The sequence below is a fragment of the Pararhizobium qamdonense genome (assembly GCF_029277445.1).
Classification (GTDB): Bacteria; Pseudomonadota; Alphaproteobacteria; order Rhizobiales; family Rhizobiaceae; genus Pararhizobium; species Pararhizobium qamdonense.
Genome location: NZ_CP119566.1, coordinates 3,303,829 through 3,330,574 on the forward strand (window position 1 = coordinate 3,303,829; position 26,746 = coordinate 3,330,574).

Consider the following 26,746-nt stretch of genomic DNA (forward strand, 5'->3'; position numbering starts at 1 on the left):
CTCAGGCCCGGCACGGGCTTGAGGAGCAGCACTTGCCGGTCGAAACCCAAAGTTCCCGGCTTGCGCCGGAACCCGGACGTGTGGCACAGCAAGCCCGCATCAATGAATTCGGAGCCACCCAGACATGATCGATCTCAAGGGCCGCATAGCACTGGTCACCGGCGCATCGCGCGGCATCGGCTATTTCACAGCGCTTGAACTGGCCAAGGCCGGCGCACAAGTGATTGCCTGTGCCCGCACGGTCGGCGGGCTGGAAGACCTTGACGATGCGATCAAGTCGGCGGGCGGACTGCCGGCGACGCTGGTTCCCTTCGACCTTGCAGACATGGCGGCGATCGACAAGCTCGGCGGCGCCATCAACGAGCGCTGGGGCAAGCTCGACATTCTCGTCGCCAATGCCGGCGTGCTCGGCGTTATCTCGCCGGTCGGCCATGTCGAGGCCAAAGTGTTCGAAAAGGTGATGACCGTCAACGTCACCGCCACCTGGCGGCTGATCCGCTCCGTCGATCCGCTGCTGCAGCAATCCGATGCCGGCCGCGCGCTGATCCTGTCCTCAAGCGCTGCACACAAATGCAAGCCGTTCTGGGGCCCCTACTCCGCCTCCAAGGCAGCCGTCGAGGCGCTGGCCCGCACCTGGGCCGGCGAAACGCAGCGCCTGCCCTTGCGCATCCTCTCGGTCGATCCGGGCGCCACCCGCACCGCCATGCGCGCCCAGGCCATTCCGGGCGAAGACCCATCGACCGTGCCGCACCCGTCCGAAGTCGCCGCAAAGCTCCTGCCGCTGGTGGGCCCCAGCCAGACCGAAACCGGCAAACTCTTCATCGTCCGCGAAAACCGCATCGTCGATTACCGCCTGCCGGATTGATTGCGCCTGGGCGCATCAAACACGTCACATCCAACAAAAAAGAGCCGCCGCGATGGTGTCGCGGCGGCTCTTTTTGTTGGGTGATCGCCTGTCCAAACTCACATCTTATCGACCGGCAGACCGTCTTCGCCCGGTGAGGCGTGGTCGTCGGGATGGCCTGGCCATTGGCTGCCATATTTGCGGTGCCAGGCGCGGGCGCCGAAGGGGAGTGTGAGGAGGTAGCCGACGGCGGTGATGGCCATGGTTTCCCAGGTAAAGCTCATCAGCGTCGCCACATAGAGGACGACGAAGAGGATGACGGGCAGGACCAGATCGCGGCGGACGCGGTTTTCCGATTTGCCGGACCAGACCGGCAGGCGGCTGACCAGCAGGAAGGCGATCAGCACCGTGTAGGCCGAGGCGATCAGCCCCATGACATGGCCGGGCTGAACGCCGAGAAGGCCGAGATAAACAGGAAGAAGCACCAGCATGGCACCGGCGGGCGCCGGGACCCCGACAAAATATTCCGATTGCCACTTGGCCTTGATATCGCGCTCGGCCATGACGTTGAAGCGCGCCAGGCGAAGACCGGCGGCGATGACGTAGATCAGCGCGGCAATCCAGCCGATCGAGCGTGCCTCGTCCAGCACATAGGCAAACAGGACGAGCGCCGGTGCGACGCCGAAATTGACGATATCGGCGAGCGAATCCATCTGCACGCCGAATTTCGACGTGGCCTTCAAGAGGCGGGCGACGCGCCCGTCGATCCCATCGAGGAAAGCTGCGACCAGCACCATGGCAACGGCGAGCTCGAAACGGCCCTCAAACGCCAGGCGAACGCCCGAAAGCCCGGCGCAGATGGCCAGAACCGTGATCAGGTTGGGCACGAGCAGCCGCAGCGGAATTTCCCGCAGGCGCGGGCCGCGCGCGCCATCATCGTTGGGGCCATGCGGGTCAAAAGGCGGAAAGGGCGTTTCCATGATCTGCTCCTGTTTCGCTTTTCGTTCGTCCATCAACCGCGCCGGCTGATGACGGGTCCCTTGGCGGAGCCGAATTCCGCCAGAACGGTTTCGCCGGCGATGGCCGTCTGGCCAAGGCTGACGCGGGGTTCGGCGCCTTCAGGCAGGAAGACATCCAGACGCGAGCCGAACCGGATGAGGCCGAAGCGCTCGCCGGCCTGAAGCGTATCATTGGGCACGGACCAGCAGATGATGCGGCGGGCAACCAGCCCGGCAATCTGGACGACGCCGATTTCGCCATGGCCGGTTTCGATGACCAGGCCATTGCGTTCGTTTTCGTGGCTTGCCTTGTCGAGTTCGGCATTGACGAACTTGCCGGCACGGTAGGCGATCCGGCGGATGGTGCCGCGCACCGGCGCACGGTTCACATGGCAATTGAACACGTTCATGAACACGGTGATGCGCAGCATCGGTACGGTGCCCAGCCCCAGCTCTTCCGGCGGCGTCATCATCGCGATCGACGAGACGCGGCCATCGGCCGGGCTGATGACGAGGTCATCGTCCAGCGGCGTCATCCGTTCGGGATCGCGGAAGAAATAGGCGCACCAGGCCGTCAGGATGAAGCCGATCCACATCAACGGCTCCCACAGAAAGCCGAGAACCAGCGAAACAACGAAGAAACCGGCGATGAAGGGATATCCTTCCTTATGCACCGGAACCAGCGTGTTGCGCACCGTATTGATCAAGCTCATCTTATGGCATCTCCAAATGTTCGGTCCGGCAAGGACGTACAGGGAAAAGTGGGCGGTTGGTAGTCGTTAGTGGGCAGTGAGCGGAGAGAAGTGAGAAGTTCCTGGAAAATCGCTTCCCTCTTCACCCATCACTCCCCCCTCCTCGCTCGCCTACACTGCCGCCGGGCCGCGAACGACCACGCCGAGATCGTCGCTTTCGCGCACCTTCTTCAGCGTTTCCTCGGCCTGCGTGGCTTCGCGCTGGCGGTTCCACATGGAGGCGTAGAGGCCGTTGCGGTCGATCAGCTCTCCGTGTGTACCGCGCTCGGCGATGCCGCCGTCCTTCAGGACGATGATCTCGTCGGCATGGATAACGGTGGACAGCCGGTGGGCGATGACGAGCGTCGTGCGGTTTTGCGAGACGATGTCGAGTGCGGTCTGGATTTCCTGCTCGGTGCGGGTATCGAGCGCCGATGTCGCCTCGTCGAGGATGAGGATCGGCGGGCTTTTCAAAACGGTACGGGCGATCGCCACGCGCTGTTTCTCGCCGCCCGACAGCTTGAGGCCGCGCTCACCGACCATCGCGCCATAGCCTTCCGGCAGGCTCTTGATGAAGCCGCCGATCTGGGCAATGTCGGCTGCGGCCTCGACCTCGGCCTGCGAGGCGGAGGTGCGGCCGTAGCGGATGTTATAGGCGATGGTGTCGTTGAACAGAACCGTATCCTGCGGCACCATGCCGATGACGGCGCGCAGGCTCTTCTGCTTCACGTCGCGCACATCCTGGCCATCGATGGTGATGGCGCCCTCCTGCACATCGTAGAAGCGGTAGAGCAGCCGGGAGAGCGTCGATTTGCCCGCACCTGAGGGGCCGACGACCGCGACCGTCTTTCCGGCCGGCACCTCGAACGAGATGCCCTTGAGGATCGGCCGGGCCGGGTCATAGGCGAAATGCACGTCCTTGAAGGCGATGGCGCCCTTGTCGATCGCCAGTTCCACCGCATCCGGGCTATCGACGACTTCGGCCTGGACTTCGAGCAGATCGAACATCTGCTCGATATCGGTCAGGCCCTGGCGGATTTCGCGGTAGACGAAGCCGATGAAATTGAGCGGGATGGAGAGCTGCATCAGCATGGCGTTGATGAAGACGAAATCGCCGAGCGACTGTTCGCCGCGCTGCACCGCCAGAGCCGACATCACCATCATCACAGCCGTACCGGCACCGAAAATCACCGCCTGGCCGAAGTTCAGCCAGCCGAGCGAGGTCCAGACCTTGGTAGCCGAGCGCTCGTAGCGCTCCATCGACTGATCGAAGCGCTGGGCTTCCATCTGCTCGTTGCCGAAATATTTCACCGTCTCGAAGTTCAACAGCGAATCGATCGCCTTGGTATTGGCATCGGTATCGCTGTCGTTCATCGAGCGGCGGATCGAGATGCGCCAGTCACTCGCCTTGATGGTGAACCAGATATAGACGGCAACGGTGACGGCGGTGACCAAAAGATAGCTGAAGCCATAACCCCACCAGAAGATTATCGCCGTCATCAGAAACTCGATGAGGGTCGGCACCGTGTTCAAAATGGTGAAGCGGACAATCGTCTCGATGCCCTTGGTGCCGCGCTCGATGATGCGCGACAGGCCGCCGGTGCGGCGCTCAAGATGGAAGCGCAGCGACAGCTGGTGCATGTGGACGAAGGTGCGATAGGCCAGCTGGCGCACCGCATGCTGGCCGACGCTGGCAAACAGCGCATCGCGCAGCTGGTTGAGCCCCGCCTGCAGCAGCCGGGCGAGATTATAGGCGAGCACCAGCATGACGGCACCGGTGAAGACCACGGGCAGGATGCCGGTGACGTCGGTCTTGCCATTCAGCGCATCCGTCGCCCATTTGAAGAAATAGGGCACAAGCAGGAGCACGACCTTGGCGATCAGCAGGATGACCGTTGCCCAGACCACGCGCATCTTCAGGTCGGTCCGGCCGCTCGGCCACATATAGGGCCAGAGATTGATGATCGTCTGCAGCGGATTGCCTGAATCCGCCGATACCGTCTTCTTCTGCGCTGCCACGTCGTGTCCGCCTTCATTTCCCGGCCGCCGGTCTGCGGCAGCCGTCCTTGCGCGCCTTGAATGTCATGGGGAAGATGACATCGACGAAGGCGCCGCAAACGCAATTTTCCAATGGAAAGCGGCGCCTTTGTGAGGCGCCGCTTTGTGTTTCAGATAGGACTCATTTTCGGTAACTGCAATGGAGCAGCAGCAAAAAGCGATCAGGGCAGATGCTTCACATGCTTGCGGTGCATCTCTTCCGATTCCGCTTCCGACATCGCCTTGTCCGGCACGCCGAAGACCTGGCCGGGCAGAATCCGGTCGGGATCGGTGATCTGGTCCTCATTGGCCAGGTAGATCGTCGTATAGCGCACGCCAGCGCCATACAGGCGGCGCGAGATCTGCCAGAGCGTATCGCCACGGCGGATGATGACCGAGGTCTTGCTCTGCTGCAACGGCGCCTGCTGCACGGTTTCAGGCTCGGCTGCCGTCTGCCCGGCGGTCCCAGCGCCCGCCGCTGGAGCCGCGTTGTCCGTTGCGGGTGCCGTCGCAGCAGCGCCTGCATCCGTGGACGGCGCGGTTGTCTGTGCGGCAAGCTGCTGGGCGGTTTCGACCGGTGCTGGCTGGGTCGCGTCACCTGCAGGCTTTGCAACATCTGCAGGCTTGGCAACATCGCCGCCCGCTGCCGGTGCCGTCTCCGCAACAGCATCCTTTGCCGGTGCCGGCGTTACGGCCTGGCTTGCAACCGCGTCGTTGCCGGTGCCATCCGTGCGCGGCATCAGCGCCGAGCCGACCGCAGCCTCGATCTTGCCAAGCGCTGCCGACACGCTGGCCGCATCCTTCGGAAGGGCCTTCAGCATGGTCAGTGCATCGGTCGCAGACTTGGCTGTCTTGGCTGCCATTTCCTTGACATTGGCATCCAGATTGTCGGCAACCTTGAAATCGGCGAGCGACTTCAGGGCGATTTCGGTGGAGGAACGTGCCGCCGCCAGCTCTTCGGCCGTCGGCACCTTGCCATTGGCAAACAGGCCCTTGAGCAGGCTCAGCGCCTTGGTCGCCTCCAGCCGCAGGCCATCGAAACTGCCGCCATCGAACGGCACGACGGAGCCTTGCGCATTGCCCTGCGCCACGGCTGCCACCTGATCGCCTTCCGGACGATCGAACGGCACGGCGGCGCGCAGCTCGACCTTGCTGCCATCAGCGTTCATCATGTCGGCGCGGATCGTGTGATTGCCAACCGGCAGATCGAGCGTGCCATCGACCACGAAACGGCCCTGCTCGTCGGTCTTGGTTTCCCCCACCAGCTTGTCATCGGCATAGATGCGCACCAGCGCACCGGCCTTGGCATTGCCGGCCACGAAAATCTTCTTGCCTTCGATCTCGACGGCGGAAACCGCGACGGCCGGTGTCTCGCCGGTTGCCGTGACGGCAGCCGCATCGCCAGTCAATGGGGTCTGCGTGGGCGCGGCGAGCTGTGCAGGCTTGGCAATACCGGTTGCGGCCGTTGCCGGTGCCGGCTCGGCCTTGGCTACGTCGCCGGAGGTTGTTTCCGTCCCGGCGGGCTTTGCGGCCGCCGTGGTGCCGTCAGCCTCGGGCTTGGTGATGATGCGGCTTGCCTCGCCGGGCTTGGCCACCATGGCCAGCAATTCGCCGGCCTTGTCCTTCGGGATCGAGACAGTCGCGACCTCTTCGGAGGATTTTGTCACGCCATTTTCGCCGGTGCTGCGCAGCGTCAGCTGATAGTCACCGGCCGGCAGCGGCTTGTCGAAGATCGCGGCAAAATCACCGGTGACACCGGCATCTGCCGTTCCGACCACCGTCTCGCCATTGACGATCTCAACCTTGCTATTGGGCTCTGCCCGCCCGGCAATCACGGTGGAGCCATCCGGCTCGACGCGCAGGACGTCGAAGCCCGGTACCGTCAGTGCGGCAGCCGGATCGGTCCCGTTGGTCCCGGCAGGTGCCGCTCCGGTTGCCGGAGCATTCGCCGTTTCGCCGCCAGCCGTCGGGCGCGCGCCCTTGGCGTCTGCCGTTGCGGCATCCGCAGGCGAGGCTGGCTTTGCACCCGGCTCGTTCGCCGCTACTCCGGCCGCATCATTGGCAGGCGCTTGCGCCGTGACCTTGTCCTTGCCGCCGTTGATATTGGGCATGACAAAGAAAATCATCAGCAGCGACGCAATTGCCAGGACGATAAGGGCCACCCAGCCGGCCTTGTTCTTCATCATGCACATCTCCAAATGACCCGGAACCATCAGCGCCCGCCATGGGCGCAGAGGGACAGCTTTTTCCAAGCCTTATGCCCGTAGCTTTCCGCCTGTTCTTGCTGGACGGAATCAGCCTGTCCATAACGTCAGATCATGCTTAAAAATTGCTAACGATTCCCGAGGTTTTCCACAAGCATCACCGCATGTTCAGACCGCCGGAAAGCCCTGTTTCCCGTCATTTTTCTTGACGCATGCAGCCCCGCGATGTCTCTTTATGCCATGAGCGAGCAAAATACCCCGATTCGATCCATTTGTGTCTATTGCGGCTCCCAGCCGGGGCGCGATCCGTCCTTCATGGAAGCCGGCCGGATTCTTGGCAAATCCATCGCCGAAAATCATCTTCGCCTCGTCTATGGCGGCGGCACGAAAGGCATCATGGGCGCCGTCGCCAGCGGCGTTCTCTCGCATGGCGGCCGTGTTACCGGCATTATACCAGAATTCCTGATGGATATGGAGGCCACCCGTCATTCGCTGGGACAGCTCAGCGAACTGATCGTCACACCCGACATGCATGAGCGCAAGCACAAGATGTTCGAGCGCTCCGATGCCTTCGTCACCCTGCCGGGCGGCATCGGCACGCTGGAGGAAATCGTCGAGGTGATGACCTGGGCGCAGCTCGGCCGCCACCGCAAGCCGATCGTGCTCGTCAACATCAACGGCTTCTGGGATCCGTTGATGAAGCTCATCCACCACATGGCCGATAGCGGCTTCATCCACACCGCCCATCTCGTCCAGCCGCTGGTGATCGATCAAGCCGAGGAAGTCGTGCCGGCACTTTTGGCCCATTGGGCAAGCCAGGTCGACCGCGACGGCGACGACGGGATCATCGCCAAGCTGTGATGCATTCGGCCCGGACGGCATATGGTATGCTCTTCGGGCCGGTTTCTGCAGAGTTGATCGCTTGGACACAGCGTTGTATTCTACCGGCGATAGTGAGCCGGGACCATCATTCCATGAGCGACAAGAACGTCATTTCCGAGGACCTCAGCCGCCGCATCGACAAGCTGGCAGCCCGCTCTGCCCTGACGCGTCAGCAGATCATCGAGGATGCCCTGTCGCATGGCCGCTCTCTTGCCTGGCAGGAAAAGTGGATCGAGGGCGTGCAGGACGGCATCGAGGATGCTGACCGCGGTAACTTTGCCAGCGCCGAAGACATCGCCGCCGTTCTCAACAGATACAACGCCACGTAAACGGCGGTGCGGATCGCACGCACAAGCAGCGCGATCCGTGGTTCGCTACTCGGCCGGATTTGGCACGCTTGCCCGGCGGGCGCGGCTTTCCATGATCATCGATGTCGAATAGACGGCCAGCGCCGCCCAGATCAGGATGAAGGCGATCAGCTTCGATGTGCCGAAGGGCTCGTGGAAGACGAAGACGGCGATGATGAAGATCATGGTCGGGGCGATATACTGCATGATGCCGATGGTGGAGAGCCTCAGCAGCTTGGCGCCGTTGGCATAGATCATCAGCGGCACCGCCGTCACGACGCCGCAGGCCAGAAGCCAGCCGACATCGGCCCAGCCGGTATCGGTGAAATGTCCCTGACCGGTGAATTCCAGATAGGCGATATAGCAAAGAGCGGGGATGCTGAGCAGCAGCACTTCCAGAAAGAAACCCTGGTTGGGGCCGACGGGCAGCGTCTTGCGGAAGAAGGCATACAAGCCCCAGGATAGCGCCAAACTGAGGGAAACCCACGGCAGGCCGCCCGCGTCAAACGCAAGGACGACGACGGCGATGGCGGCGAGAACGATGGCGACGATCTGCGCCGGATTGAGCTTTTCCTTCAACAGGACAGCGCCGAGGAAAATCGAGAATAGCGGATTGATGTAATAGCCAAGGGCCGTTTCCAGCGCCCGCCCCGCCCCGATCGCCCAGACATAGATGCCCCAGTTGATGGTGACCAGGATCGCCGTCAGCATCGCCATCTTCAGCATGCGCGGGGTGCGCAGCGCCACCCTGATATCATCGGTGCGGCCAAGCAGGATAAGCACGGCGCCGGCCAGCGGCACGGACCAGACGATCCGGTGGGCGACGACCTCGGATGCCGGAATATGCGCGACGGCCTTCATGAAGAACGGCAGGACGCCCCAGAGCAGATAGGCAGTCAGCGCGAAGGCAAAGCCGCGCGGGGAATCGCCGTTGTGCACCGCTGGTGTTTGTTTCGCGTCAGACATGGCGTTTCATCCCGTTACGGCCGCCCAATGGCAGCTCTCAGTCGTTGTGGCCGTCGTACTCCAAAGACCATTGATCAACCAATTCATTTCCGTGAACCTTAATACAGCAAAGCTGACAAAGCGTTGTCAGGAGATCGTGACGGAACCTTGCGGGATACGCCAGATTTTACGGGGTGCATTCCACGGTGTGGCGCTCTACGGTCCCGCAGGCACTACCCGGTCAGACGAAGGAACTTCAAAGATGTCATCCATCCCTGCGCTCCACCCGATCACACGCCGCTCGCTTCTCAGCGGTGCCGCAGCCACCTCCGCCCTCATCCTGCTGCACCCCTTTGCTGCGCGCGCGGCCGCCAATCAGGCGCATCTGCGCATCATGGAAACCACCGACATCCACGTCCATGTCTTTCCCTACGACTATTACGGCGACAAGCCGAACGACACGCTGGGCCTGGCCCGCACCGCCTCGATCATCGACGCGATCCGCGCCGAGGCCGGCAATTCCTTCCTCGTCGATAATGGCGACTTCCTGCAGGGCAACCCGATGGGCGATTACATGGCCTATCAGCATGGCATGAAGGAAGGCGATCTCCATCCGGTCATCAAGGCGATGAACGTGCTTGGCTACGAGGCGGGAACGCTGGGCAATCACGAGTTCAACTATGGCCTCGACTATATGTTCAAGGTTCTGGGCGGGGCCAATTTCCCGTATGTCTGCGCCAACCTGACGAAGGGCCAGCTTGCCGCCAATCCGAAGGACGACGACCTGTTCTTCAAGCCCTACACGATCGTCGAAAAAACCATTACCGATGGCGCGGGCGCCGCAAGCGAGCTGAAGATCGGCATTATCGGCTTCGTACCGCCGCAGATCATGCTGTGGGATATCAAGAATCTCGAAGGCAAGGCGCAGACCCGCGATATCGTCGAGGCCGCCAGGGCCTGGGTGCCCGTCATGAAGGAGCAAGGCGCCGACCTCATCATCGCGCTTTCGCATTCCGGCATCGACGGTTCGGGCCAGACCGACCGGATGGAGAATGCCTCGCTCTATCTGGCCGGCGTCGAGGGTATCGATGCGGTCTTTACCGGCCACCAGCACCTCGTCTTTCCAGGACCGAAAAGCTTTGACGGCATCGAAGGGGTCGATCCCGTCAAGGGCACGCTGCTTGGCAAACCGGCCGTCATGGCCGGCTTCTGGGGTTCGCATCTCGGCCTCATCGACCTGCTTTTGGAACGGGACGGAAACCGCTGGAGGATCGCCGATTTCACCACCGAGGCGCGGCCGATCTATCACCGCGAGGACAAGAAGGTCGTTGCCGACGTGCCCGACCGCGCCGACATCCTCGCGGCCGCGAGCGCCGAGCATGAGGCAACATTGGCCTATGTCCGCACGCCCGTCGGCAAGACCACGGCCCCGCTCTATTCCTATTTCGCGCTGGTGGCCGACGATCCCTCCGTGCAGATCGTCTCCAATGCCCAGACCTGGTACATCAAGGACATGCTGAAAGACACGGACTACAAGGACCTGCCGGTGCTTTCGGCAGCGGCCCCCTTCAAGGCCGGCGGACGCGGCGGCGCCGATTATTATACCGATGTGCCCGCCGGCGATATCGCCATCAAGAACGTTGCCGATCTCTACCTCTACCCCAATACCGTGCAGGCCGTGGTCATTACCGGGGCGCAGGTGAAGAACTGGCTGGAAATGTCGGCCGGCATGTTCAACACCGTCGCCCCCGGCGAAAAGGACGTGGCGCTCCTCAATACCAGTTTCCCCTCCTACAATTTCGATATCATCGACGGCGTCACCTACCAGATCGACCTGTCGCAACCGCCCAAATATGACGGTGACGGCAAGGCCGTGAACCCGGATTCAAAGCGGATCCGGAACCTCGCGTTCGAGGGAAAGCCGATCGACCCGGCACAGAAATTCGTTGTCGCCTCCAACAACTATCGCGCCGGCGGTGGCGGCAAATTCCCGGAGATCGCCGCCGACAAGGTGGTGTTTGCCGCCCCCGACACCAACCGCGACGTGATCGTCCGCTACATCATCGCCGAGGGCACGATCAACCCGTCAGCCGACGGCAACTGGAGCTTTGCGCCGGTAAAGGGCGCTACGGCAGTGTTCGAGAGTGGTCCGAAGGCGCGCGGCCTGATCGGGGATGTGAAGGGCGCAAAGATCGAGGATGCGGGCGACGGGGCCGATGGGTTTGCGAAATTTCGGTTGGTGTTGTGAGGTGAGGTTCTTGCTCAGGGTCGACTTCGCTTTTCTTGAGAAGAGCGCTGCGTAGGATTAAATCGTGCGTTATGATAGGCTGCAGAAAATGCGGAGATGATCCATGCGAACAACACAATCTCTCAGTATCACCCTGCCGCTCGAAATGGCCAAAATGGTGAAAGACAAGGTCGCGTCCGGTGAATATGCCACCGAGAGCGAGGTCATTCGAGACGGCCTTCGAAGTTTGGCAGCCAGAGATGCCGCGATCGAGAAATGGCTGCGTGAAAACGTTGTACCGATCGCACAACAGATAAAGAGCGATCCTGGCAGCGCCTTATCGCCGCAAGACGCCTGGAAGCGATTACAGGCACATATGGATTCCCCCAGAAAGGGAACCCGTTTGCCGTGAACTATGCGGTCTCCTTCGCCCCGACTGCGACAGCTGATCTCGAAGACGTCTTCGATTACATTGCAGGGAATTCAGGCGAGCGAATTGCGCGCAACTACGTGGCTGAGATCTACGGGTATTGCCTCGGCCTCGACACTTTTCCGCATCGTGGCACGGGCCGGGACGATCTTTTGCCCGGCCTTCGTCTCGTCGGTTTCAAACATCAAGCAACGATTGCTTTTCTCATCGAAGATACAAATGTGTTCATCATCCGCGTCTTTTACGGAGGGCGCGACATTCGATTCTCAGACGAATAAAAACGCTCCCTACTCCGCCGCCGCCAGTCCCGCCTGATCGCGGTTCTTCAACAGCTTGAACACGATCGAATCCATCAGCGCCTGGAAAGACGCGTCGATAATGTTGTCGGAGACGCCTACCGTCCACCAGCGGGCGCCGGTCCCATCGACGGATTCGATGAGGACGCGGGTGATGGCCTCGGTGCCGCCGTTGAGGATACGAACCTTGTAGTCCACCAGTTCGAGATCCTCGATCTCCGACTGGTATTTGCCGAGATCCTTGCGCAGCGCAAGATCCAGTGCGTTGACGGGGCCGTGGCCCTCGGCGACCGACATGGTAGCCTCACCATCGACCGAGACCTTGACCACCGCTTCCGAAACGGTCTTCAGGTTGCCATTGGCATCGAAGCGGCGTTCGACCATGACGCGAAAGCTTTCGACATGGAAGAAATCCGGCACCGAACCGAGGATTCGCTGGGCAAGGATGGCAAAGCTCGCGTCGGCGCCTTCATAGGCATAGCCGGTGGCCTCGTTTTCCTTGACGATGGAAATCAGCCGGTCGAGCTTCGGGTCGTCCTTGGAGACGGTGATGCCGCGGCGTTTCAGAGCGTTGATGAAATTGGCCTTGCCGCCCTGGTCGGACACCATGACCTTGCGCAGGTTGCCGACGCTTTCGGGCGTCACATGCTCATAGGTGCGCGGGTCTTTCAACAAAGCAGACGCATGGATGCCGGCCTTGGTGGCAAAGGCAGACGCGCCGACATAGGGCATCTGGTGGTCCGGCGAGCGGTTGAGGAGCTCGTCGAAGGAATGCGACAGTTGGGTCAGTTCCTGCAGCCGGTCGGCATCGATCGCCGTTTCGAAACGGCTGGTATAGGCTTCCTTCAGCGCCAGCGTCGGGATCAGCGTCACCAGATTGGCATTGCCGCAACGCTCGCCGATGCCGTTCAGCGTACCCTGGATCTGGCGCACGCCTGCCTCGACGGCGGCCAGCGAATTGGCGACCGCCTGGCCCGTGTCGTTATGCGCATGGATGCCGAGATGGGCGCCGGGCACGCCATGGGCAATGACGGCCGTGACGATCTCGCGGATTTCCGGCGGCTGGGTGCCGCCATTGGTATCGCACAGCACGATCCAGCGGGCGCCGGCATCGTAGGCGGTTTTGGCGCAGGCCAGCGCATAGGACGGATTGGCCTTGTAGCCGTCGAAGAAATGCTCGCAGTCGATCATCGCTTCCTTGCCGGAGGCAATGACAGCCTCGACCGAGGACTGGATCGATTCGAGATTTTCGTCGTTGGTGCAGCCAAGTGCGACGCGGACGTGATAGTCCCAGCTCTTGGCGACAAGACAGATCGCGTCGCTCTGCGCCTGCAAAAGGCTGGTCAGCCCCGGATCGTTGGAGGCGGACACGCCGGCGCGCTTGGTCATGCCGAAGGCGACGAAACGCGCGTTCTTCGTGCGCTTTTTGCTGAAGAATTCGGTATCGGTCGGATTGGCACCGGGATAGCCGCCTTCAACATAATCCATGCCAAAATCATCCAGCATCGCTGCAATCGCGATCTTGTCCTCGACGGAAAAATCAATGCCCGGCGTCTGCTGGCCATCGCGCAGCGTGGTGTCGAAGAGGTGGATGCGGTCGCGGGTCATCGATGTTCCCTCCAAAGGAACGGAATATTCTTTTGAAAAGGCCCCTCACCCTAGCCCTCTCCCCGCATGCGGGGAGAGGGGATGACAGAGGATGCCGCTTGTCCCTTCTCCCCGTTTACGGGGAGAAGGTGCCCGGCAGGGCGGATGAGGGGAAGGCCTTTAAACCTTCCCGGCAAACCGGTCCGTCGCCCGGATCAGCTGGTCGAGAATGCCGGGCTCGGAATAGGCATGCCCAGCGCCTTCGATCAGGTGGAATTCGGCTTCCGGCCAGGCCTTGTGCAGCGCCCAGGCATAGGTCGCCGGGCATGGCATGTCGTAGCGGCCGTGGATAATGACGCCGGGGATGCCGTGGAGCTTGTGCGCATCGCGCAACAGCTGCCCCTCGTCCAGCCAGCCGGCATTGACGAAATAGTGGTTTTCGATGCGGGCAAAGGCGTGGGCATAGTCTTCCTGCTCGAACGGCGTCGAGGTCGACGGCTCCGGCAGAAGCGTGATCGTCTCGCCCTCCCAGATGCTCCAGGCCTTGGCGGCGGCAAGACGGGTCGCGCGGTCATCGCTGGTCAGGCGCCGGTGATAGGCAAGCATCATTTCATGGCGTTCGTTTTCCGGGATCGGCGCCAGGAAGCGTTCCCATTTGTCGGGGAACATTTGCGAGACGCCGAACTGATAGTACCAGTCCAGCTCGGCCTTGGTCAGCGTATAGATGCCGCGCACGACAAGCTCGGACACGCGCTGCGGATGCTTCTGCGCATAGGCCAAAGCCAGCGTCGAGCCCCATGAGCCGCCGAAGACAAGCCATTGCTCGACACCGGCCATCTCGCGCAGCCGCTCGATATCATCGACCAGATGCCAGGTGGTGTTGGCGTCCAGTTCCGCATGCGGCGTCGACTTGCCGCAACCGCGCTGGTCGAACAGCGTGACGTCATAGAGCTTCGGATCGAACAGGCGGCGATGGCTGGGCGAGATCGTGCCGCCGGGGCCGCCATGCAGAAAAACGGCGGGCTTGGCCCCCGGTGTGCCGGACTTTTCCCAATAGACCATGTGGCCGTCGCCAACGTCGAGATGGCCGGAGGCATAGGCCTCGATTTCAGGATAGAGCGTGCGGAAAATTTCGGTCATGCTGTCTGCTTTCAGGGGAATTGCGGGCGTTTCAATCAGGCATCGGGAAATTGCGGCCAGACCTGCGTATCGTGGTCGGGATGCTGGAAGGAGATGATCTGCTCCTGCCGCATGTAAAAGTCGGGGTCCTCATGCACCGGCTGGTCAAAGATCGTCGTCACCCAGGCATTGCGGGCGGCGAAATTGACTTGGATCTGCGGCGCGAGATCGCTGCGGTCATCGAAGGCGCCGATGGCGATTTCCAGCCCGCCGGGATGTTTATAGGTCAAGGGCGTGCCGCAGGCAGCACAGAAGCCGCGGGCAATATTGATGGAAGACTGGAAATAGGTGGGCTCGCCGCGGGTCCATTCCGTCTCGCCCTTGACGGTGACGAGTGGGCTGAAAAAGCCGCCGAAGGCCTTCTGGCACATGCGGCAATGGCAGATCGAGGGGCGGCCGAGCGCACCATGGATCTTGAAGCGAACGGCGCCGCACTGGCAGCCCCCGGTTCTCGTCGTCTCTGTCATGTCAGTCCTCCGATGGCCAATGTTGCGTATCATAGTCGGGATGCTGGCGGTTGGATTCCAGAATGGCGATATGCCGCTCCGCGCTTGCCTCGCTGCCGTCATCCGTTTCTGTGCCCGGCAATCCCGGCAGATGCGAAAACCACGGCATGCGCGATTCGACGCCGGATTGGGTCAGTGGTCGCACATCATAGGGATCATCAAGCGAGCCCAGCACGATATTGATGAAATCGGCTTCCGGCATATCGTAAAACAGCGGTGTGCCGCACAGAAAACAGAAACCACGCCGCACCAGATGCGACGAGCGGAACCAGCCCGGCGCGCCACGGGTGATGGAGAAGCTGACGCGCGGCACATTGGCGAGTGGCATGAAATAGTTGCCGGATGCCTTCTGGCACATGCGGCAGTGACAGAGATGCGGATCTCCAAGCGTTCCCTGCGCCCGGTAACGCACCGCGCCGCACTGGCAGCCGCCGGTATAGATGCGGCCGATGCTCATTTTTGCTCTCCCGGCGGCCATGTTTCCGTATCGTGGTCGGGATGCTGATAGGAGACGAGATCGGCAAGGAACGATGTGGCATCCTGATCGGCCATAGTGTCTTCGCCCGGCAGTTGCGGGATGTGGTCGGCATAGGGCAGCTTGGCCTCGATGCCCCACTGAATCACGGGCACGATACCTTCCGGCCTGTCGAAGGCGGCGATGGTCAGCGCCACGCCATCCGGCGCTTCATAGGTGAGCGGCGTGCCGCAATCGCTGCAAAAGCCGCGTGACGCAGCATTGGAAGACTGAAAGCGTTTGGGTTCGCCGCGTGTCCAGGACAGCTTTGCCTGGCGCACGGAAACCAGCGGCAGATAGAAATTTCCCGCAGCCTTCTGGCACATGCGGCAATGGCAGACGGAAGCATCGCCAAGCTCACCCTCGACGCGGAAGCGCACGGCGCCGCATTGGCAGCCACCGGTATGGACGGGACCGGTCATGGATGCTCCTCCGCCGCCAGCCAGTTTTCAATCGTCAAACCCTCGACCCGCGAAAATTCACGGGTGTTGTTTGTGACGATGGTCAGACCAAGCGACAGTGCATGGGCGGCGATCAAGAGGTCGGCCAAGCCGATCGATTTGCCCTGACGTTCCAGAGCAGTGCGTATGACGCTGTAGCTCTGCGAGGCCGCGTCGTCATAAGGAAGGATGGCGATGCGGGATAAAGTATTCTCGACGAGATAGGATAGCCGGGGCGATCCCTTTTTCCTGATCCCGTAACGCATCTCGGAGGCAACGATGGCGCTCACGCAAAGCGCATCCTCACTGACCCGCTCCATATACTGGCTGGCAACGCCAAACGGATTGCGGATCGTATCCGAGAGAATGTTCGTATCGAGCATGTAAACCAGGCCGCTCACAGATCGAAATCCTTCGGCGGAGGGCTCTTTTCATCCAGATCAGGGAACTCCTCGTCCAGCGGCTCCTGCGCCCGAAGCCATTCCAGCAATCCGCTCTTCTTTTTCGGCTCGATGATCAAGCAGTCGCCTTCCTTGCGCATGATCGCCTCGTTTCCCGGCAGTTCGAATTCCACGGGAATGCGGACGGCCTGGTTACGGCCGTTGCGAAAGAGTTTGACCTCGCGTCCCTCATCCACATGGATCACAGTCATGACAGGCTCCTTCAGCATAGGCCTCAGCATATGCCTTGATTGTCAGCAACACAAGGTCAGCGCTTGACCTCCCACGCCGTGACCCGTTCTCCCGTCTGAGCATCCTTGCCGTCCTTGAGCTGGATGCCCTTGGCGGCGAGATCGTCGCGGATCTTGTCGGCTTCGGCGAAGTTCCTGGCCTTCAGCATTTCAAGCCGCATGGCCACCAGCGCGTCAACGGCCGATGCTACCGCGCCATCGACTTCCGTCTCCTGCGGCAAAACACCGAGCAGAGCCGCACTAGCGGCAAAAACCGGCAGCACGGAAGGGTCGGCATTGGCGGCGGAAGCCAGTGCATGCAGGGCCTGCACCGCTGCGACCGTGTTGATATCATCGGCCAGGGCGGCGAGCACGGACGCGTCCGGGGCGGCATCGCCGGGCTTTCCGGCAGGCCATTTGGCCAGCAGGCGCTCGGCCTCCTCCAGCCGCTTCATCGAAAAATCGATCGGTTCGCGGTAATGCGTCATCAGCATGGCCAGGCGCAGCACCGGGCCCGGCCATTTGCGGCCGCCAAAATTCTCGGTGTGCAGCAGGTCATGGATGGTGACGAAATTGCCGTCCGATTTCGACATCTTGCGGCCTTCGACCTGCACGAAGCCGTTGTGCATCCAGACATTGGCCATCACTTGGGTGCCATGGGCGCAACGCGACTGGGCGATCTCGTTTTCGTGGTGCGGGAAGATCAGGTCCAGCCCGCCGCCATGGATATCGAAGGTTTCGCCGAGATAGCGCTGGCTCATCGCCGAGCATTCGATATGCCAGCCCGGACGCCCCCTGCCCCACGGGCTTTCCCAGCCGGGCTCATTGTCGGACGAGAGTTTCCACAGCACGAAATCCTGCGGGTTCTTCTTGTGCGCATCGACGGCGATGCGGGCGCCGGCCTGCTGTTCTTCGAGATTGCGCTTCGACAATTGCCCATAGTCCGCCATGGAGCGGGTATCGAACAGCACGTCTTCACCCGCCGCATAGGCGTGGCCCTTGGCAATCAGCGCCTCGATGATCTCGATCATCTGAGCAATATTGTCGGTGGCGCGCGGCTGTACGTCCGGCTCCAGCGTGCCGAGTGCCTTGGCATCGTCCAGAAACTGCGTTTCGGTCTTTTCGGTTACAGCGCGGATGGCGTCGTTCAGCGGCAGGTTGGGGAAATCCCGCAGCGCCCGCGCATTGATCTTGTCATCGACGTCGGTGATGTTGCGGGCATAGGTCACATGGCTTGCGCCATAGACATGGCGCAGCAGCCGGTAGAGCACATCAAAGACGATGACCGGGCGGGCATTGCCGATATGGGCGAAGTCATAGACCGTCGGGCCGCAGACATACATGCGGACATTGCCGGGATCGATCGGCGCAAAGACCGCCTTCTCCCGCGTCAGCGTGTTGTACAATTTCAATTCCGGCAGTTCGTCCATTCCAATCTCCCCTTCCGCATAAGACCGAATCACGCAGGCGCCCGGCTGGACCATCGCGTTGTCATCTTGATTTTTGGGAGACGAAAACGGCCAGGCCAGCGTTGGGGCTAGCGAATAATAATCCGGCAGATAATGCAGATAACCGTTTTCATGGGGTGCTTTATCGCGCTTCGATCGGTTCCGGTCAAGAGGTCAGCCGCGCTCCAGCATCTTATAGTCTGATAGTGGATAGTTCGTCATCGTTTTGTCATGATTGAGCTTATCTGGAGACGCCGGATGTCCGGGGATACAGGGCTTTGAGCACTTGCACATTAATGCCTGTTTCCTGGGGCACAATAAGGAACGCCGTTCTGGTGCAAACCATTTGGAACGAAGCGTAACCGCTTAGGGAAAGCATCTGAGGAGAATTTGAAATGCCTGCTACAAAAACCGAAGGGAACAGTCCGCGAGCGGCGGCCAATCTCGTCGAGCAATACCGTCCGCTCGGCCTGAAGGCCGTGCTTGCCGCCGCGCTGCAGATCAAGCCGAAGCCGGTGAAAAAGCCAGCCTGATCGCTTGCAAGCCTGATCGCTCAAAAGAGCGACAGCTGCGGATCTGAAGGCGGGTCTTTCGGCTTTGCGGCGGACGGCTTTGCTTGGGGCCGTTCAGCCACATGCACCGGCGTCTGAAGATCAGCGCCGGTATTAGCCACTTTGTTGACCCGGTCCGACACGGGGATGACGTCGAAATAATCGTCATCGGCCGGAGACAGCAAATCAGCGACATCGCGCGGTTCCTGCGTCCTGCAATCAAGCCAGCGGGCAAAGTCCTCCGGCTTGATCACCACCGGCATGCGGTCGTGCACATCGCCAATTCTCGCATTGGCATGTGTCGTCAGGATGGCGCCGGTATCGACTTCAGATCCGTCCGGCGAAGACCAGGTCTCCATCAGCCCGGCAAAGGCGACGATGCCGCCGTGTCTCGGTTTGATCCAATAGGCCTGCGACGCCTCTTTGCTGTCCTTCGAATGCCGGTGCCACTCATAGAAACCCGAGGCCGGGATCAACACCCGCCGGTGACGCATGGCCGCCTTGAACGAGGCCTTTTCAGCCGCCGTTTCAGCGCGCGCATTGATCAGAAGCGGAAAATCACGCGGATCCTTGACCCAGGACGGCGTCAGCCCCCAGCGCACCAGAAGCGCACGGCGATCCGGCAAATTACTGCCCGGCCTTTGGCGCTCGCCGGACATGACGACAAGGATCGGCTGCGTCGGCGCAATATTGTAGCGCGCCGGGAATTCCTCTTTTTCAAGAATCGCAAACCGTTCCCCGACCTGTTCCGGTGCCGCCGTCAGCGCAAATCGACCGCACATCTCAGGCCCCCATCCCGGCTAAAAGGCTTTTACCGGCAATTTCCACATCAGGAATTGTTTTTACGGCGCTTGCCGCATTGACAAGCACGAGCCGTTCCTGTCGCGATAGCTGATGAAGGTCACCACCCTCAAAATAGGTCATCGCCTTCAAGCTTTCACTCGGCTGGAACGATAACCCGTAGAGAGCCCTCGCGCCACCAAGCGCATGTGCCAAATCCTCGCCTGCGGTGATCAGGGCAGCGATATCCCGATAGTCCTTCGTTTCAATACGCTGAAGCAGGACTTTCACCTTGGTCGCGAATAGATCAAGGATCGATGCAACAGCCAGGACGCCGTCCTCTGTGAATTGCGGAATGTCCAGTCTGCCTGTCCGAACAGGGCCAAAGAAGGATATTTTTACAGGTGCCTCTGCCTGGCCCGATACAGATGCAAGCACCGTGAGCGCATTTGGTTCATGCTGAACGACGGTGGCTGTCCTCAGAAACGGCATAGCGTCATAAAGTGCGTCAAAATCCAGCGTCTTCTCTATGAAGAAGTCAAAATCGATGGATTGCCGGTGTCCAAGAAGCAACGCAATTGCCGTTCCGCCGTAGAGGACAAAACCCAGCTTTGCCGCAGGCCGAAGCAGCGGCCAGATGGACTGCTGCTCAAAAGGCAATGTCTCCAGATGAGGAATGAGAGCAGTCACACAAATCTCCGCGAGGGCAGCGGCGGCACTTGGTCGATATCGGCAATACCGAGCCGGTAATGCCAGTAGGTCCAGGAACGCGGCGTGAATTGTCCGATCTCCGCCCGGTTCAGAACCTCGACCAGCATGTCGTTTCCGGCCAAGGCTTCGAGACGCTGGATGTCTTCGAAATCTCCGATGTTCATGACCTGCGCGATGACGCGTTCCGGCTGATCCGCCGCATCACTTGGGGATTTCCACCAGATGTATTTTTGGGCGAGGAGCATCAGGCCCTCCCGATCTATCCTGCGTGCGGTCATATCCATGCTCTTGCTTCGCTGGCTCCGATTGTATTTGGTTGATTAGCCGGAATATAGACCAGCATATAGGAATTGCTTCGATGAAAGACGACATGAGCCCGGCCGCTCCCCAACTTGCCTCATCCGCCATCCTCGAACGGGACGGACGCTATCTGCTGGTGCGCCGCGCCAATCCGCCTTCGGCCGACATGTATGCTTTTCCGGGCGGCCGTGCTGAGGCTGGCGAGACACCGGCACAGACGGCCGTGCGCGAGTTTCAGGAAGAGACCGGCATTCTGCCGCGCAATCCGTTGCTATTTCAGACCTACGACCTGCCCGCCAACATATCCGACGGGGCGGGTGCGCGGCATTTCTTTCTTTCGGTGTTCAGGGTCGAGGCCGATGCCTTGTCCGTTGCGATCGCCGCCGACGATGCGGCCGATATCGGCTGGTATACGGCCGATGAGATCTTCGGCCTGCCAATCCCCGACAGCGTCCGGGAATGCGTGGAAAAACTCGAAGCCCTGCGCCAGCAATAACAGCCGCGCCAAAATCCGCTTGCCCTTGGGCGTGATTCGGGGCTTGAAAGGACCATGATCCGTTTTCAAGCCGCACGATCGTATCTTATTCTGGCTTTTGCCTGTTTGCCGCTCATTGCGCAGGCACAGACCGTTGCGCCATCGGAGACGCCTGCTACCGCCACCGAGAAGCCCGCACCCTATGATGCGCGCCTGTTGCGCCTGTCGGAAATCCTTGGTTCCGTTCACTATTTGCGCACGCTCTGCAAGGATCCGGCCGCCGATGGCTGGCGGCAATCGATGCAGGAATTGCTCGACAAGGAGGCCAAGGGCGAAGCCGGGCGTCGGGCGCGCATGACCGCTGCGTTCAACCGCGGCTACCGCACATTTGCCTCGGTTTACACGGCCTGCACGCCGCCGGCCGTCGTTGCCGACGAGCGATACCGTGCCGAAGGAGCAACACTTGCGTCAGAAATAACCGCCCGCTTTGGAAATTAACGATAAATTAACCTCTTTCTTCAGGAGCCCGTGTCGTTTTGGGAAAAGGCTGCTAAGGTTGTTAAGAGAGTGGTAAGAAGTGGCATCTCCCTTGAGTCTGGTGTCAAGTAAAGAGCGTGAAACGGCATGGAACGAATGATGGAACCCAGTCTGAATGACATCGACGACATGATTGTTCATGAGAAGATGCAGGCAGCCCTGGAACACCAGAATGAGGCCTGGGCGGATGGCATGGCAGATGGTATCGAACCTGAAATCATTGCCGATGCTGCCATTGCGCTTGCCATGCGTGAAACGATCCGCCTTCATGGCGAAGACGGGGCCGAGGCCATGCTGAATTCGCTTCGCGAGCGCATGCTGGCCGGTGAATTCTCGCCGGAACGCACCCTGCAGTAATTCGAGGCCATCATGGAACGTCAGATATCAGCATGCCGGATGCGTGCGGTTCGCCTTTCCGCGTTGTTGCTCGCCAGCCTTTTTTCCTCCTCCCTGCTCACGCCGCCTGCCGCTTTTGCGCTGAGCGAATTGAAGCAGATCCCCGGCGAAGTCAGCCAGGACCAGAAGGCCAAGGACGTTCCGGCCGAAGAAAAGCCCGCCGAAAAAGTGCCGATGCAGATCCCGATGCCGGATCCGCTGGTCAACAAGCCCGCACGTACGGTCAAGGATGACACCGTCGAGGATCAGGCTCCTGCCGGCCCCGTCGAAGTTTTATCGGACGTTTCAAAAATCCCCCCCGCCGTCGCCCGGATGCGCGAACTGATCGTGGAAGCTGCCGCCTCCGGCGATATCGAGCGCCTGCGCCCCCTGCTCGGCAAAGGCCCGACCCAGACCCAGGTCGGCGAGACCGATGCCGATCCCATTGAGACGCTGAAGGGCCTGTCCGGCGATCCGCAGGGTATCGAGATCCTGGCGATCCTACTCGACGTTCTCTCGACCGGCTTCGTGCTCACGGAAAAGGGCACGCCCGACGAAGCCTATGTCTGGCCCTATTTTACCGAAAAGCCGCTTGCATCGCTAACGCCGCCTGAAAAGGTCGATCTTTTCCGGCTGGTGACAGCAGGCGATTTTGCCGAGATGGAAGAAGGCGGCAACTATAATTTCTACCGTGTCGGCATCACGCCCGATGGACAGTGGAAATTTTTTGTCGCTGGCGACTGACGTCTCACGCAAAGCGCTTGCCGCGACGCTTGCGAAATCCTACCTGTTTGACCTGATGAACAGGACAAATGCCATGCAGCCCGCCACCCTTCAAGATCGTGCCGTGATTACCGTGTCGGGACAGGACGCACAGGACTTCCTGCAGGCGCTGATCACGACCGATCTCGACCTTCTCGAGGATGCCGAAGCCAAGCCAGGCGCGCTCCTGACCCCGCAGGGCAAGATCCTCTTCGATTTCATGGTCACGCGCGACGGCACAACAATCCGCCTTGAAACAGGCACCGAGCAGGCCGAGGCGCTGTTGAAGCGGCTGACCATGTACAAGCTGCGCGCGCCCATTTCGCTGGCGCTCACCAATCCCGCCGATGTGTCCATCCGCTTCGATGCGGCCCCCGGCGCTTATGCCGATGCGCGCTTTGCCAAGGCCGGACAGGCCGTTTACCGCGTCTATGGACCGGCTGGAGCCACCACGGGCGCCGGCGATTACGACCGCCTGCGCATCGCGAACGGCATTGCGGTGTCGGGCGCCGACTATGCGCTGCAGGACGCGTTTCCGCATGACGTGCTGATGGACAAGAACGGCGCGCTGTCGTTCAAGAAGGGTTGCTATGTCGGCCAGGAAGTCGTGTCGCGCATGCAGCACCGGGGCACCGCGCGCCGCCGTGTCGTGATCGTCGCGGCGGAAACGGCATTGCCGGAAACCGGCACCCCGCTCACTGCCAAGGGCCGCTCGATCGGTGTGCTTGGCAGCGTTATCGGCGGCTCGGGTCTGGCGATCGTGCGCATCGACAAGGCTGGCGAAGCCATCGCCTCGGGCGAGCCGATCCTTGCCGGCGATGTCGCGGTAACGCTCACCCTGCCCGCCTGGACCGGGCTCGATTTCCCGGCCGAGGCCGATGAGGCCACCGCCTGATGTCTGCCCGGGCCTGGCAGCGCATGCTTTCCGGACGGCGGCTCGATCTGCTTGATCCCTCGCCGCTCGATGTCGAACTGTCCGATATTGCCCATGGGCTGGCCCGCGTTGCGCGCTGGAACGGCCAGACGAACGGCAACCATGCGTTTTCCGTTGCCCAGCACAGCCTCGTTGTCGAGGAAATCTTCCGCCGCCAGTTTCCCTACACGGCCGACGACTGCCAGATGGCGCTGCTGCACGATGCCCCTGAATATGTGATCGGCGACATGATCTCGCCGTTCAAGGCGGTGGTCGGCGGCGGCTACAAGGTTGTCGAAAAACGGCTGGAAGGCGCGATCCACCTGCGTTTCGGGCTTCCCGCGACAGCGCCTGCCGAGCTGAAGACCCGGATCAAGAAGGCCGACCAGATCGCCGCCTATTTCGAGGCGACCGTTCTGGCCGGGTTTTCGCTGAGCGAAGCCCGCAAATTCTTCGGCCAGCCGCGCGGCATTACCCGCGAGATGATCCTGATCGATCCGCTTCCGGCCCTTGAGGCGCAAAAGCTGTTTGCCGAACGGTTCGACGCCATCGAGGCGGAACGGTCGGCTTTGCGGGCGGTGTTGTGAGATGCCTGTGATCGTCATCTCGCCCCTGTCGCGTATCGCCGAGATGGCCGTGCGTCACCGCGCCTGCGAAATGATCAGCCTGATGGCGAAGGAGCAGAGCTTTCATCGCCCGGCGGTGATTGCGGCCAGCCGTCATCTGCTTTTGGGTATGAACGATATTACCTTTGCCGGAAATGCCGCGTTGGTGGCGCCGGGCGAAGAGCATGTGCTGGAGATCATCGACTTTGCTAGACAATGGGACCGGTCGGCGCCGCTGCTGATCCATTGCTGGATGGGGATTTCGCGCTCGCCAGCGGCAGCCGTCATTGCTGCGCTGGCGGTCGCGCCCGATCAGGACGAGACGGAGCTTGCGCTGCGCCTTCGCGCCGCCTCCGCCTATGTCACGCCCAATTCCCGGCTGATCGAGATTGGCGACCGGTTGCTGTCGCGCAATGGCCGGCTGGTGGCTGCGATCAAGGCGATCGGCCGTGGTGCCGATACGGATGGCAATGTGCCCTTCATCTTTTCCCCCGTGCCGGAGCCCGCCGTTCATGCCGGCTGAGCGGACCGCCGCCGTCGAGATCGGCCTCAATGCGGCGATCGTCGCCGTCACCAGTCGTTCGCCGCGCATTCTCGCCGTCAGCGACGAGCATGGAAACAGCCGCGATGGCCTGCCCTTCGGTCCGTTCGATCCCGCCCGTCACCGGACGTTCGAAAACAGCCTGCGCGACAGCGTCGAACAGCAGACGGCGCTCGACCTTGGTTATATCGAACAGCTCTATACATTCGGCGACCAGGGCCGCCACCGCATGGCCGGCGACAGCAGCACCCATATGGTGTCGGTCGGCTATCTCGCGCTCACCCGCACCGATGCGGAAAACAATGCACGGCTGGCCGAGGCCGGCGCCCATTGGCGCGACTGGTACAGCTACCTGCCCTGGGAGGACTGGCGGCAGGGCCGGCCGCTCCTGATCGACCAGCTTATTCTTCCGGCGCTGCGCCAATGGGAACAGGGCGGGCATCAGGAGGAGCGCTTGGGACTGCCGCAGCGGCGGACCCGCATCCGCCTTGCCTTCGGGCTCGACGATTTCCCCTGGGACGAGGAGCGCGTTCTGGAGCGCTACGAGCTTTTGTATGAGGCGGGTCTTGTCGGCGAAGCCATCATCGACGGACGCGCGGCACCGGGCAATACACCACCGCTTGGCCTGACCATGCGCCACGATCATCGCCGCATCGTTGCCACCGCCGTGGCGCGGCTGCGCGGCAAGATCAAATACCGGCCGGTGATCTTCGAACTGATGCCGCCGGAATTCACGCTGACGGACCTGCAGGCGACGGTCGAGGCGATTTCCGGGCGGCATCTGCACAAGCAGAATTTCCGCCGCCTGGTCGAGGGTGCCGAGCTGGTCGAACCGACTGGCATGCTAACGGCTGCCACCGGCGGGCGGCCCGCAGCACTCTTCCGCTTTCGCCGCCAGATCCTCGACGAACGCCCCGCACCAGGGCTTAGAGCCTCGTACGGTAAATGAGACGCATTTATCGTACGAGGCTCTAAAGTCGGCGGCCGATGACGCAAAGCCGGTCATTTCAGGGTTGACCCATCCGCCCTGCGCTCCATCTCCCTCCCCTTCGAGCATGACAAGGGAAAGGCACGATGGAACAACAGGCAACGGACGTCATCATCGCGACGCGCACGGCGCTGAGCCAAGCAAGCGCGCTCGCGGTTCAATATTCCTTCTCGACGTTCGGGGCGGTTATCCTGCTGTTCCTTGGCTGGGTCATATCGCGCGTTTTGCACAATTGGGCCTATTCCGGGCTTTCCAGGGTCCATGGCATCGACGAGACGCTGGCACGGTTCTTTTCCAACATCGTGCGGTACGCAATCCTCCTCCTCGTCTTCATCACGGTTCTCGGCCAGTTCGGGGTCCAGACGGCCTCGATCATCGCGGCATTGGGCGCCGCAGGCCTCGCCGTCGGACTGGCGCTGCAGGGAACGCTGCAAAATATTGCTGCGGGCATCATGCTTCTGGTGCTGCGGCCGTTCCGGGTCGGAGAATCGATCGAGACCCCGGCGGTGACCGGCACCGTCACCGAAATCGGCCTGTTTGCCACGGAACTGCGCACAGCCGACGGTCTCTACCGGCTGGCGCCCAATTCGACGCTTTGGAACGTTCCCGTTACCAATTACAGCCGCGAGCGGTTGCGCCGTCATGATCTGACAGTGGTGATCGGCAATGACGAAGATCTGGACGCGGCGCAGGCCACTCTGCTGGAGCTTGCCAAGGACCATCCCGCAATAGAGCACGCGCCCGCCCCCTCAACCTTCATCGCCGATCTCAGCAAGGACGGCACCTCCTTGACACTGCGCTACTGGGTTGCGACCGGACGCTGGTGGGCGACGACACGCGAGATGCTGCGGGCGGCAAAACGCGTCTTCTATTTGCCGGAGCAACCCGGCGAGGAGGAACCGGCAGCGGTGTGAGCCGGAGCC

Annotated in this window: 32 protein-coding genes; 16 read left to right on the forward strand and 16 right to left on the reverse strand. The window is 61.4% G+C overall.

Going from position 1 to position 26,746, the window contains the following annotated elements; translation table 11 throughout:
- The first annotated feature begins 124 nt into the window (after positions 1-124).
- Complete coding sequence (locus tag PYR65_RS16110; protein WP_276118694.1) at positions 125-865, forward strand: SDR family NAD(P)-dependent oxidoreductase; 741 nt, start codon at positions 125-127, stop codon at positions 863-865.
- 98 nt (positions 866-963) lie between these two features.
- Here PYR65_RS16110 and pssA read toward each other — a convergent pair whose 3' ends face one another.
- The 4 genes from pssA to PYR65_RS16130 form a co-directional block, all read right to left on the reverse strand.
- Positions 964-1,824, reverse strand: coding sequence for a CDP-diacylglycerol--serine O-phosphatidyltransferase (pssA, locus tag PYR65_RS16115; RefSeq protein ID WP_060641449.1), 861 nt, complete (start codon positions 1,822-1,824; stop codon positions 964-966).
- 32 nt (positions 1,825-1,856) lie between these two features.
- Complete coding sequence (locus PYR65_RS16120) at positions 1,857-2,555, reverse strand: phosphatidylserine decarboxylase (RefSeq protein ID WP_060641358.1); 699 nt, start codon at positions 2,553-2,555, stop codon at positions 1,857-1,859.
- A gap of 150 nt (positions 2,556-2,705) precedes the next feature.
- Positions 2,706-4,592 carry an ABCB family ABC transporter ATP-binding protein/permease gene (locus PYR65_RS16125; protein WP_276118695.1) on the reverse strand — a complete coding sequence of 629 codons (1,887 nt, stop codon included), beginning with the start codon at positions 4,590-4,592 and terminating at the stop codon, positions 2,706-2,708.
- Between the two features lie 200 nt (positions 4,593-4,792).
- Positions 4,793-6,796: a LysM peptidoglycan-binding domain-containing protein gene (locus PYR65_RS16130; protein WP_276118696.1), complete on the reverse strand. Its 2,004-nt coding sequence runs from the start codon at positions 6,794-6,796 to the stop codon at positions 4,793-4,795.
- A gap of 258 nt (positions 6,797-7,054) precedes the next feature.
- On the opposite strand from PYR65_RS16130, the gene PYR65_RS16135 reads away from it, so the two are divergent.
- Both PYR65_RS16135 and PYR65_RS16140 read left to right on the forward strand, forming a co-directional pair.
- On the forward strand, positions 7,055-7,675 hold the full coding sequence (locus tag PYR65_RS16135) for an LOG family protein (RefSeq protein WP_276121077.1): 621 nt from the start codon (positions 7,055-7,057) through the stop codon (positions 7,673-7,675).
- Positions 7,676-7,788: 113 nt separating this feature from the next.
- The gene (locus PYR65_RS16140) at positions 7,789-8,025 is read left to right on the forward strand and encodes a transcriptional regulator (RefSeq protein WP_276118697.1); all 237 of its coding nucleotides are present in this window, start codon (positions 7,789-7,791) and stop codon (positions 8,023-8,025) included.
- A 45-nt stretch (positions 8,026-8,070) separates the two neighbouring features.
- Here PYR65_RS16140 and rarD read toward each other — a convergent pair whose 3' ends face one another.
- Positions 8,071-9,009 (reverse strand): EamA family transporter RarD, encoded by a 939-nt coding sequence (gene rarD, locus PYR65_RS16145; RefSeq protein ID WP_276118698.1) that lies wholly within the window; start codon positions 9,007-9,009, stop codon positions 8,071-8,073.
- A gap of 241 nt (positions 9,010-9,250) precedes the next feature.
- On the opposite strand from rarD, the gene PYR65_RS16150 reads away from it, so the two are divergent.
- The 3 genes from PYR65_RS16150 to PYR65_RS16160 all read left to right on the forward strand — a co-directional run bounded on the left by PYR65_RS16150 (position 9,251) and on the right by PYR65_RS16160 (position 11,923).
- Entirely contained in the window at positions 9,251-11,236 is a 1,986-nt protein-coding gene (locus PYR65_RS16150; RefSeq protein ID WP_276118699.1) for a bifunctional 2',3'-cyclic-nucleotide 2'-phosphodiesterase/3'-nucleotidase, read from the forward strand.
- A 103-nt stretch (positions 11,237-11,339) separates the two neighbouring features.
- Complete coding sequence (locus PYR65_RS16155; protein WP_276118700.1) at positions 11,340-11,627, forward strand: ribbon-helix-helix domain-containing protein; 288 nt, start codon at positions 11,340-11,342, stop codon at positions 11,625-11,627.
- Entirely contained in the window at positions 11,624-11,923 is a 300-nt protein-coding gene (locus tag PYR65_RS16160) for a type II toxin-antitoxin system RelE/ParE family toxin (protein ID WP_276118701.1), read from the forward strand. The genes PYR65_RS16155 and PYR65_RS16160 overlap by 4 nt, the downstream gene beginning before the upstream one ends.
- A 9-nt stretch (positions 11,924-11,932) precedes the next feature.
- Here PYR65_RS16160 and cimA read toward each other — a convergent pair whose 3' ends face one another.
- The 8 genes from cimA to cysS form a co-directional block, all read right to left on the reverse strand.
- Entirely contained in the window at positions 11,933-13,549 is a 1,617-nt protein-coding gene (gene cimA, locus PYR65_RS16165) for a citramalate synthase (RefSeq protein ID WP_276118702.1), read from the reverse strand.
- 159 nt (positions 13,550-13,708) lie between these two features.
- Complete coding sequence (gene pip, locus PYR65_RS16170) at positions 13,709-14,668, reverse strand: prolyl aminopeptidase (RefSeq protein WP_276118703.1); 960 nt, start codon at positions 14,666-14,668, stop codon at positions 13,709-13,711.
- A gap of 35 nt (positions 14,669-14,703) precedes the next feature.
- On the reverse strand, positions 14,704-15,174 hold the full coding sequence (locus PYR65_RS16175; protein WP_276118704.1) for a GFA family protein: 471 nt from the start codon (positions 15,172-15,174) through the stop codon (positions 14,704-14,706).
- 1 nt (position 15,175) lies between these two features.
- Entirely contained in the window at positions 15,176-15,670 is a 495-nt protein-coding gene (locus tag PYR65_RS16180) for a GFA family protein (protein WP_276118705.1), read from the reverse strand.
- Positions 15,667-16,149, reverse strand: coding sequence for a GFA family protein (locus PYR65_RS16185; RefSeq protein WP_060641371.1), 483 nt, complete (start codon positions 16,147-16,149; stop codon positions 15,667-15,669). Before PYR65_RS16185 ends, PYR65_RS16180 begins: the two co-directional genes overlap by 4 nt.
- The gene (locus PYR65_RS16190; RefSeq protein WP_407951334.1) at positions 16,146-16,550 is read right to left on the reverse strand and encodes a type II toxin-antitoxin system VapC family toxin; all 405 of its coding nucleotides are present in this window, start codon (positions 16,548-16,550) and stop codon (positions 16,146-16,148) included. Before PYR65_RS16190 ends, PYR65_RS16185 begins: the two co-directional genes overlap by 4 nt.
- A gap of 14 nt (positions 16,551-16,564) precedes the next feature.
- The gene (locus PYR65_RS16195; RefSeq protein WP_276118707.1) at positions 16,565-16,819 is read right to left on the reverse strand and encodes an antitoxin; all 255 of its coding nucleotides are present in this window, start codon (positions 16,817-16,819) and stop codon (positions 16,565-16,567) included.
- Between the two features lie 56 nt (positions 16,820-16,875).
- Positions 16,876-18,267, reverse strand: a complete 1,392-nt coding sequence (gene cysS, locus PYR65_RS16200; protein WP_276118708.1) for a cysteine--tRNA ligase — start codon at positions 18,265-18,267, stop codon at positions 16,876-16,878.
- Positions 18,268-18,680: 413 nt separating this feature from the next.
- On the opposite strand from cysS, the gene PYR65_RS16205 reads away from it, so the two are divergent.
- Positions 18,681-18,818, forward strand: a complete 138-nt coding sequence (locus tag PYR65_RS16205; protein WP_200953657.1) for a hypothetical protein — start codon at positions 18,681-18,683, stop codon at positions 18,816-18,818.
- 20 nt (positions 18,819-18,838) lie between these two features.
- On the opposite strand, the gene PYR65_RS16210 is transcribed toward PYR65_RS16205, so the two are convergent.
- Genes PYR65_RS16210 through PYR65_RS16220 form a run of 3 tightly spaced genes read right to left on the reverse strand, consistent with a single transcriptional unit; the run spans position 18,839 to position 20,572 of the window.
- Positions 18,839-19,618 carry an SOS response-associated peptidase gene (locus PYR65_RS16210; protein ID WP_276118709.1) on the reverse strand — a complete coding sequence of 260 codons (780 nt, stop codon included), beginning with the start codon at positions 19,616-19,618 and terminating at the stop codon, positions 18,839-18,841.
- Between the two features lies 1 nt (position 19,619).
- On the reverse strand, positions 19,620-20,306 hold the full coding sequence (locus tag PYR65_RS16215) for a nucleotidyl transferase AbiEii/AbiGii toxin family protein (protein WP_276118710.1): 687 nt from the start codon (positions 20,304-20,306) through the stop codon (positions 19,620-19,622).
- Positions 20,303-20,572, reverse strand: coding sequence for a hypothetical protein (locus PYR65_RS16220; RefSeq protein WP_244490300.1), 270 nt, complete (start codon positions 20,570-20,572; stop codon positions 20,303-20,305). The genes PYR65_RS16215 and PYR65_RS16220 overlap by 4 nt, the downstream gene beginning before the upstream one ends.
- A gap of 113 nt (positions 20,573-20,685) precedes the next feature.
- On the opposite strand from PYR65_RS16220, the gene PYR65_RS16225 reads away from it, so the two are divergent.
- The 9 genes from PYR65_RS16225 to PYR65_RS16265 all read left to right on the forward strand — a co-directional run bounded on the left by PYR65_RS16225 (position 20,686) and on the right by PYR65_RS16265 (position 26,737).
- A complete protein-coding gene (locus PYR65_RS16225; protein WP_276118711.1) occupies positions 20,686-21,123 on the forward strand; it encodes an NUDIX hydrolase in 438 nt (145 codons plus the stop codon).
- 54 nt (positions 21,124-21,177) lie between these two features.
- On the forward strand, positions 21,178-21,600 hold the full coding sequence (locus PYR65_RS16230) for a TIGR02301 family protein (RefSeq protein WP_276118712.1): 423 nt from the start codon (positions 21,178-21,180) through the stop codon (positions 21,598-21,600).
- A 126-nt stretch (positions 21,601-21,726) separates the two neighbouring features.
- Positions 21,727-21,996: a hypothetical protein gene (locus tag PYR65_RS16235; protein WP_113004128.1), complete on the forward strand. Its 270-nt coding sequence runs from the start codon at positions 21,727-21,729 to the stop codon at positions 21,994-21,996.
- 39 nt (positions 21,997-22,035) lie between these two features.
- Positions 22,036-22,758 carry a hypothetical protein gene (locus PYR65_RS16240; protein WP_407951242.1) on the forward strand — a complete coding sequence of 241 codons (723 nt, stop codon included), beginning with the start codon at positions 22,036-22,038 and terminating at the stop codon, positions 22,756-22,758.
- Positions 22,759-22,831: 73 nt separating this feature from the next.
- On the forward strand, positions 22,832-23,671 hold the full coding sequence (ygfZ, locus tag PYR65_RS16245) for a CAF17-like 4Fe-4S cluster assembly/insertion protein YgfZ (RefSeq protein WP_276121078.1): 840 nt from the start codon (positions 22,832-22,834) through the stop codon (positions 23,669-23,671).
- Positions 23,668-24,276 (forward strand): HD family hydrolase, encoded by a 609-nt coding sequence (locus PYR65_RS16250; RefSeq protein WP_276121079.1) that lies wholly within the window; start codon positions 23,668-23,670, stop codon positions 24,274-24,276. The genes ygfZ and PYR65_RS16250 overlap by 4 nt, the downstream gene beginning before the upstream one ends.
- 1 nt (position 24,277) lies before the next feature.
- Positions 24,278-24,817 (forward strand): tyrosine phosphatase family protein, encoded by a 540-nt coding sequence (locus PYR65_RS16255; protein ID WP_276118715.1) that lies wholly within the window; start codon positions 24,278-24,280, stop codon positions 24,815-24,817.
- On the forward strand, positions 24,807-25,784 hold the full coding sequence (locus PYR65_RS16260; protein WP_276118716.1) for an NUDIX hydrolase: 978 nt from the start codon (positions 24,807-24,809) through the stop codon (positions 25,782-25,784). Before PYR65_RS16255 ends, PYR65_RS16260 begins: the two co-directional genes overlap by 11 nt.
- A gap of 125 nt (positions 25,785-25,909) precedes the next feature.
- On the forward strand, positions 25,910-26,737 hold the full coding sequence (locus PYR65_RS16265; RefSeq protein ID WP_276118717.1) for a mechanosensitive ion channel family protein: 828 nt from the start codon (positions 25,910-25,912) through the stop codon (positions 26,735-26,737).
- The last annotated feature ends 9 nt before the right edge of the window (positions 26,738-26,746 follow it).

What these genes read in the sequence shown, in the direction of transcription:
- PYR65_RS16110 (WP_276118694.1), top strand. Translation starts at nt 125, where the DNA reads ATGATCGATCTCAAGGGCCGCATAGCACTGGTCACCGGCGCATCGCGC.
- pssA (WP_060641449.1), bottom strand. Translation starts at nt 1,824, where the DNA reads ATGGAAACGCCCTTTCCGCCTTTTGACCCGCATGGCCCCAACGATGAT.
- PYR65_RS16120 (WP_060641358.1), bottom strand. Translation starts at nt 2,555, where the DNA reads ATGAGCTTGATCAATACGGTGCGCAACACGCTGGTTCCGGTGCATAAG.
- PYR65_RS16130 (WP_276118696.1), bottom strand. Translation starts at nt 6,796, where the DNA reads ATGATGAAGAACAAGGCCGGCTGGGTGGCCCTTATCGTCCTGGCAATT.
- PYR65_RS16135 (WP_276121077.1), top strand. Translation starts at nt 7,055, where the DNA reads ATGAGCGAGCAAAATACCCCGATTCGATCCATTTGTGTCTATTGCGGC.
- PYR65_RS16140 (WP_276118697.1), top strand. Translation starts at nt 7,789, where the DNA reads ATGAGCGACAAGAACGTCATTTCCGAGGACCTCAGCCGCCGCATCGAC.
- rarD (WP_276118698.1), bottom strand. Translation starts at nt 9,009, where the DNA reads ATGTCTGACGCGAAACAAACACCAGCGGTGCACAACGGCGATTCCCCG.
- PYR65_RS16150 (WP_276118699.1), top strand. Translation starts at nt 9,251, where the DNA reads ATGTCATCCATCCCTGCGCTCCACCCGATCACACGCCGCTCGCTTCTC.
- PYR65_RS16155 (WP_276118700.1), top strand. Translation starts at nt 11,340, where the DNA reads ATGCGAACAACACAATCTCTCAGTATCACCCTGCCGCTCGAAATGGCC.
- cimA (WP_276118702.1), bottom strand. Translation starts at nt 13,549, where the DNA reads ATGACCCGCGACCGCATCCACCTCTTCGACACCACGCTGCGCGATGGC.
- pip (WP_276118703.1), bottom strand. Translation starts at nt 14,668, where the DNA reads ATGACCGAAATTTTCCGCACGCTCTATCCTGAAATCGAGGCCTATGCC.
- PYR65_RS16175 (WP_276118704.1), bottom strand. Translation starts at nt 15,174, where the DNA reads ATGACAGAGACGACGAGAACCGGGGGCTGCCAGTGCGGCGCCGTTCGC.
- PYR65_RS16180 (WP_276118705.1), bottom strand. Translation starts at nt 15,670, where the DNA reads ATGAGCATCGGCCGCATCTATACCGGCGGCTGCCAGTGCGGCGCGGTG.
- PYR65_RS16185 (WP_060641371.1), bottom strand. Translation starts at nt 16,149, where the DNA reads ATGACCGGTCCCGTCCATACCGGTGGCTGCCAATGCGGCGCCGTGCGC.
- PYR65_RS16190 (WP_407951334.1), bottom strand. Translation starts at nt 16,550, where the DNA reads ATGCTCGATACGAACATTCTCTCGGATACGATCCGCAATCCGTTTGGC.
- PYR65_RS16195 (WP_276118707.1), bottom strand. Translation starts at nt 16,819, where the DNA reads ATGACTGTGATCCATGTGGATGAGGGACGCGAGGTCAAACTCTTTCGC.
- cysS (WP_276118708.1), bottom strand. Translation starts at nt 18,267, where the DNA reads ATGGACGAACTGCCGGAATTGAAATTGTACAACACGCTGACGCGGGAG.
- PYR65_RS16205 (WP_200953657.1), top strand. Translation starts at nt 18,681, where the DNA reads ATGCCTGCTACAAAAACCGAAGGGAACAGTCCGCGAGCGGCGGCCAAT.
- PYR65_RS16210 (WP_276118709.1), bottom strand. Translation starts at nt 19,618, where the DNA reads ATGTGCGGTCGATTTGCGCTGACGGCGGCACCGGAACAGGTCGGGGAA.
- PYR65_RS16220 (WP_244490300.1), bottom strand. Translation starts at nt 20,572, where the DNA reads ATGCTCCTCGCCCAAAAATACATCTGGTGGAAATCCCCAAGTGATGCG.
- PYR65_RS16225 (WP_276118711.1), top strand. Translation starts at nt 20,686, where the DNA reads ATGAAAGACGACATGAGCCCGGCCGCTCCCCAACTTGCCTCATCCGCC.
- PYR65_RS16230 (WP_276118712.1), top strand. Translation starts at nt 21,178, where the DNA reads ATGATCCGTTTTCAAGCCGCACGATCGTATCTTATTCTGGCTTTTGCC.
- PYR65_RS16235 (WP_113004128.1), top strand. Translation starts at nt 21,727, where the DNA reads ATGGAACGAATGATGGAACCCAGTCTGAATGACATCGACGACATGATT.
- PYR65_RS16240 (WP_407951242.1), top strand. Translation starts at nt 22,036, where the DNA reads ATGCGTGCGGTTCGCCTTTCCGCGTTGTTGCTCGCCAGCCTTTTTTCC.
- ygfZ (WP_276121078.1), top strand. Translation starts at nt 22,832, where the DNA reads ATGCAGCCCGCCACCCTTCAAGATCGTGCCGTGATTACCGTGTCGGGA.
- PYR65_RS16255 (WP_276118715.1), top strand. Translation starts at nt 24,278, where the DNA reads ATGCCTGTGATCGTCATCTCGCCCCTGTCGCGTATCGCCGAGATGGCC.
- PYR65_RS16260 (WP_276118716.1), top strand. Translation starts at nt 24,807, where the DNA reads ATGCCGGCTGAGCGGACCGCCGCCGTCGAGATCGGCCTCAATGCGGCG.
- PYR65_RS16265 (WP_276118717.1), top strand. Translation starts at nt 25,910, where the DNA reads ATGGAACAACAGGCAACGGACGTCATCATCGCGACGCGCACGGCGCTG.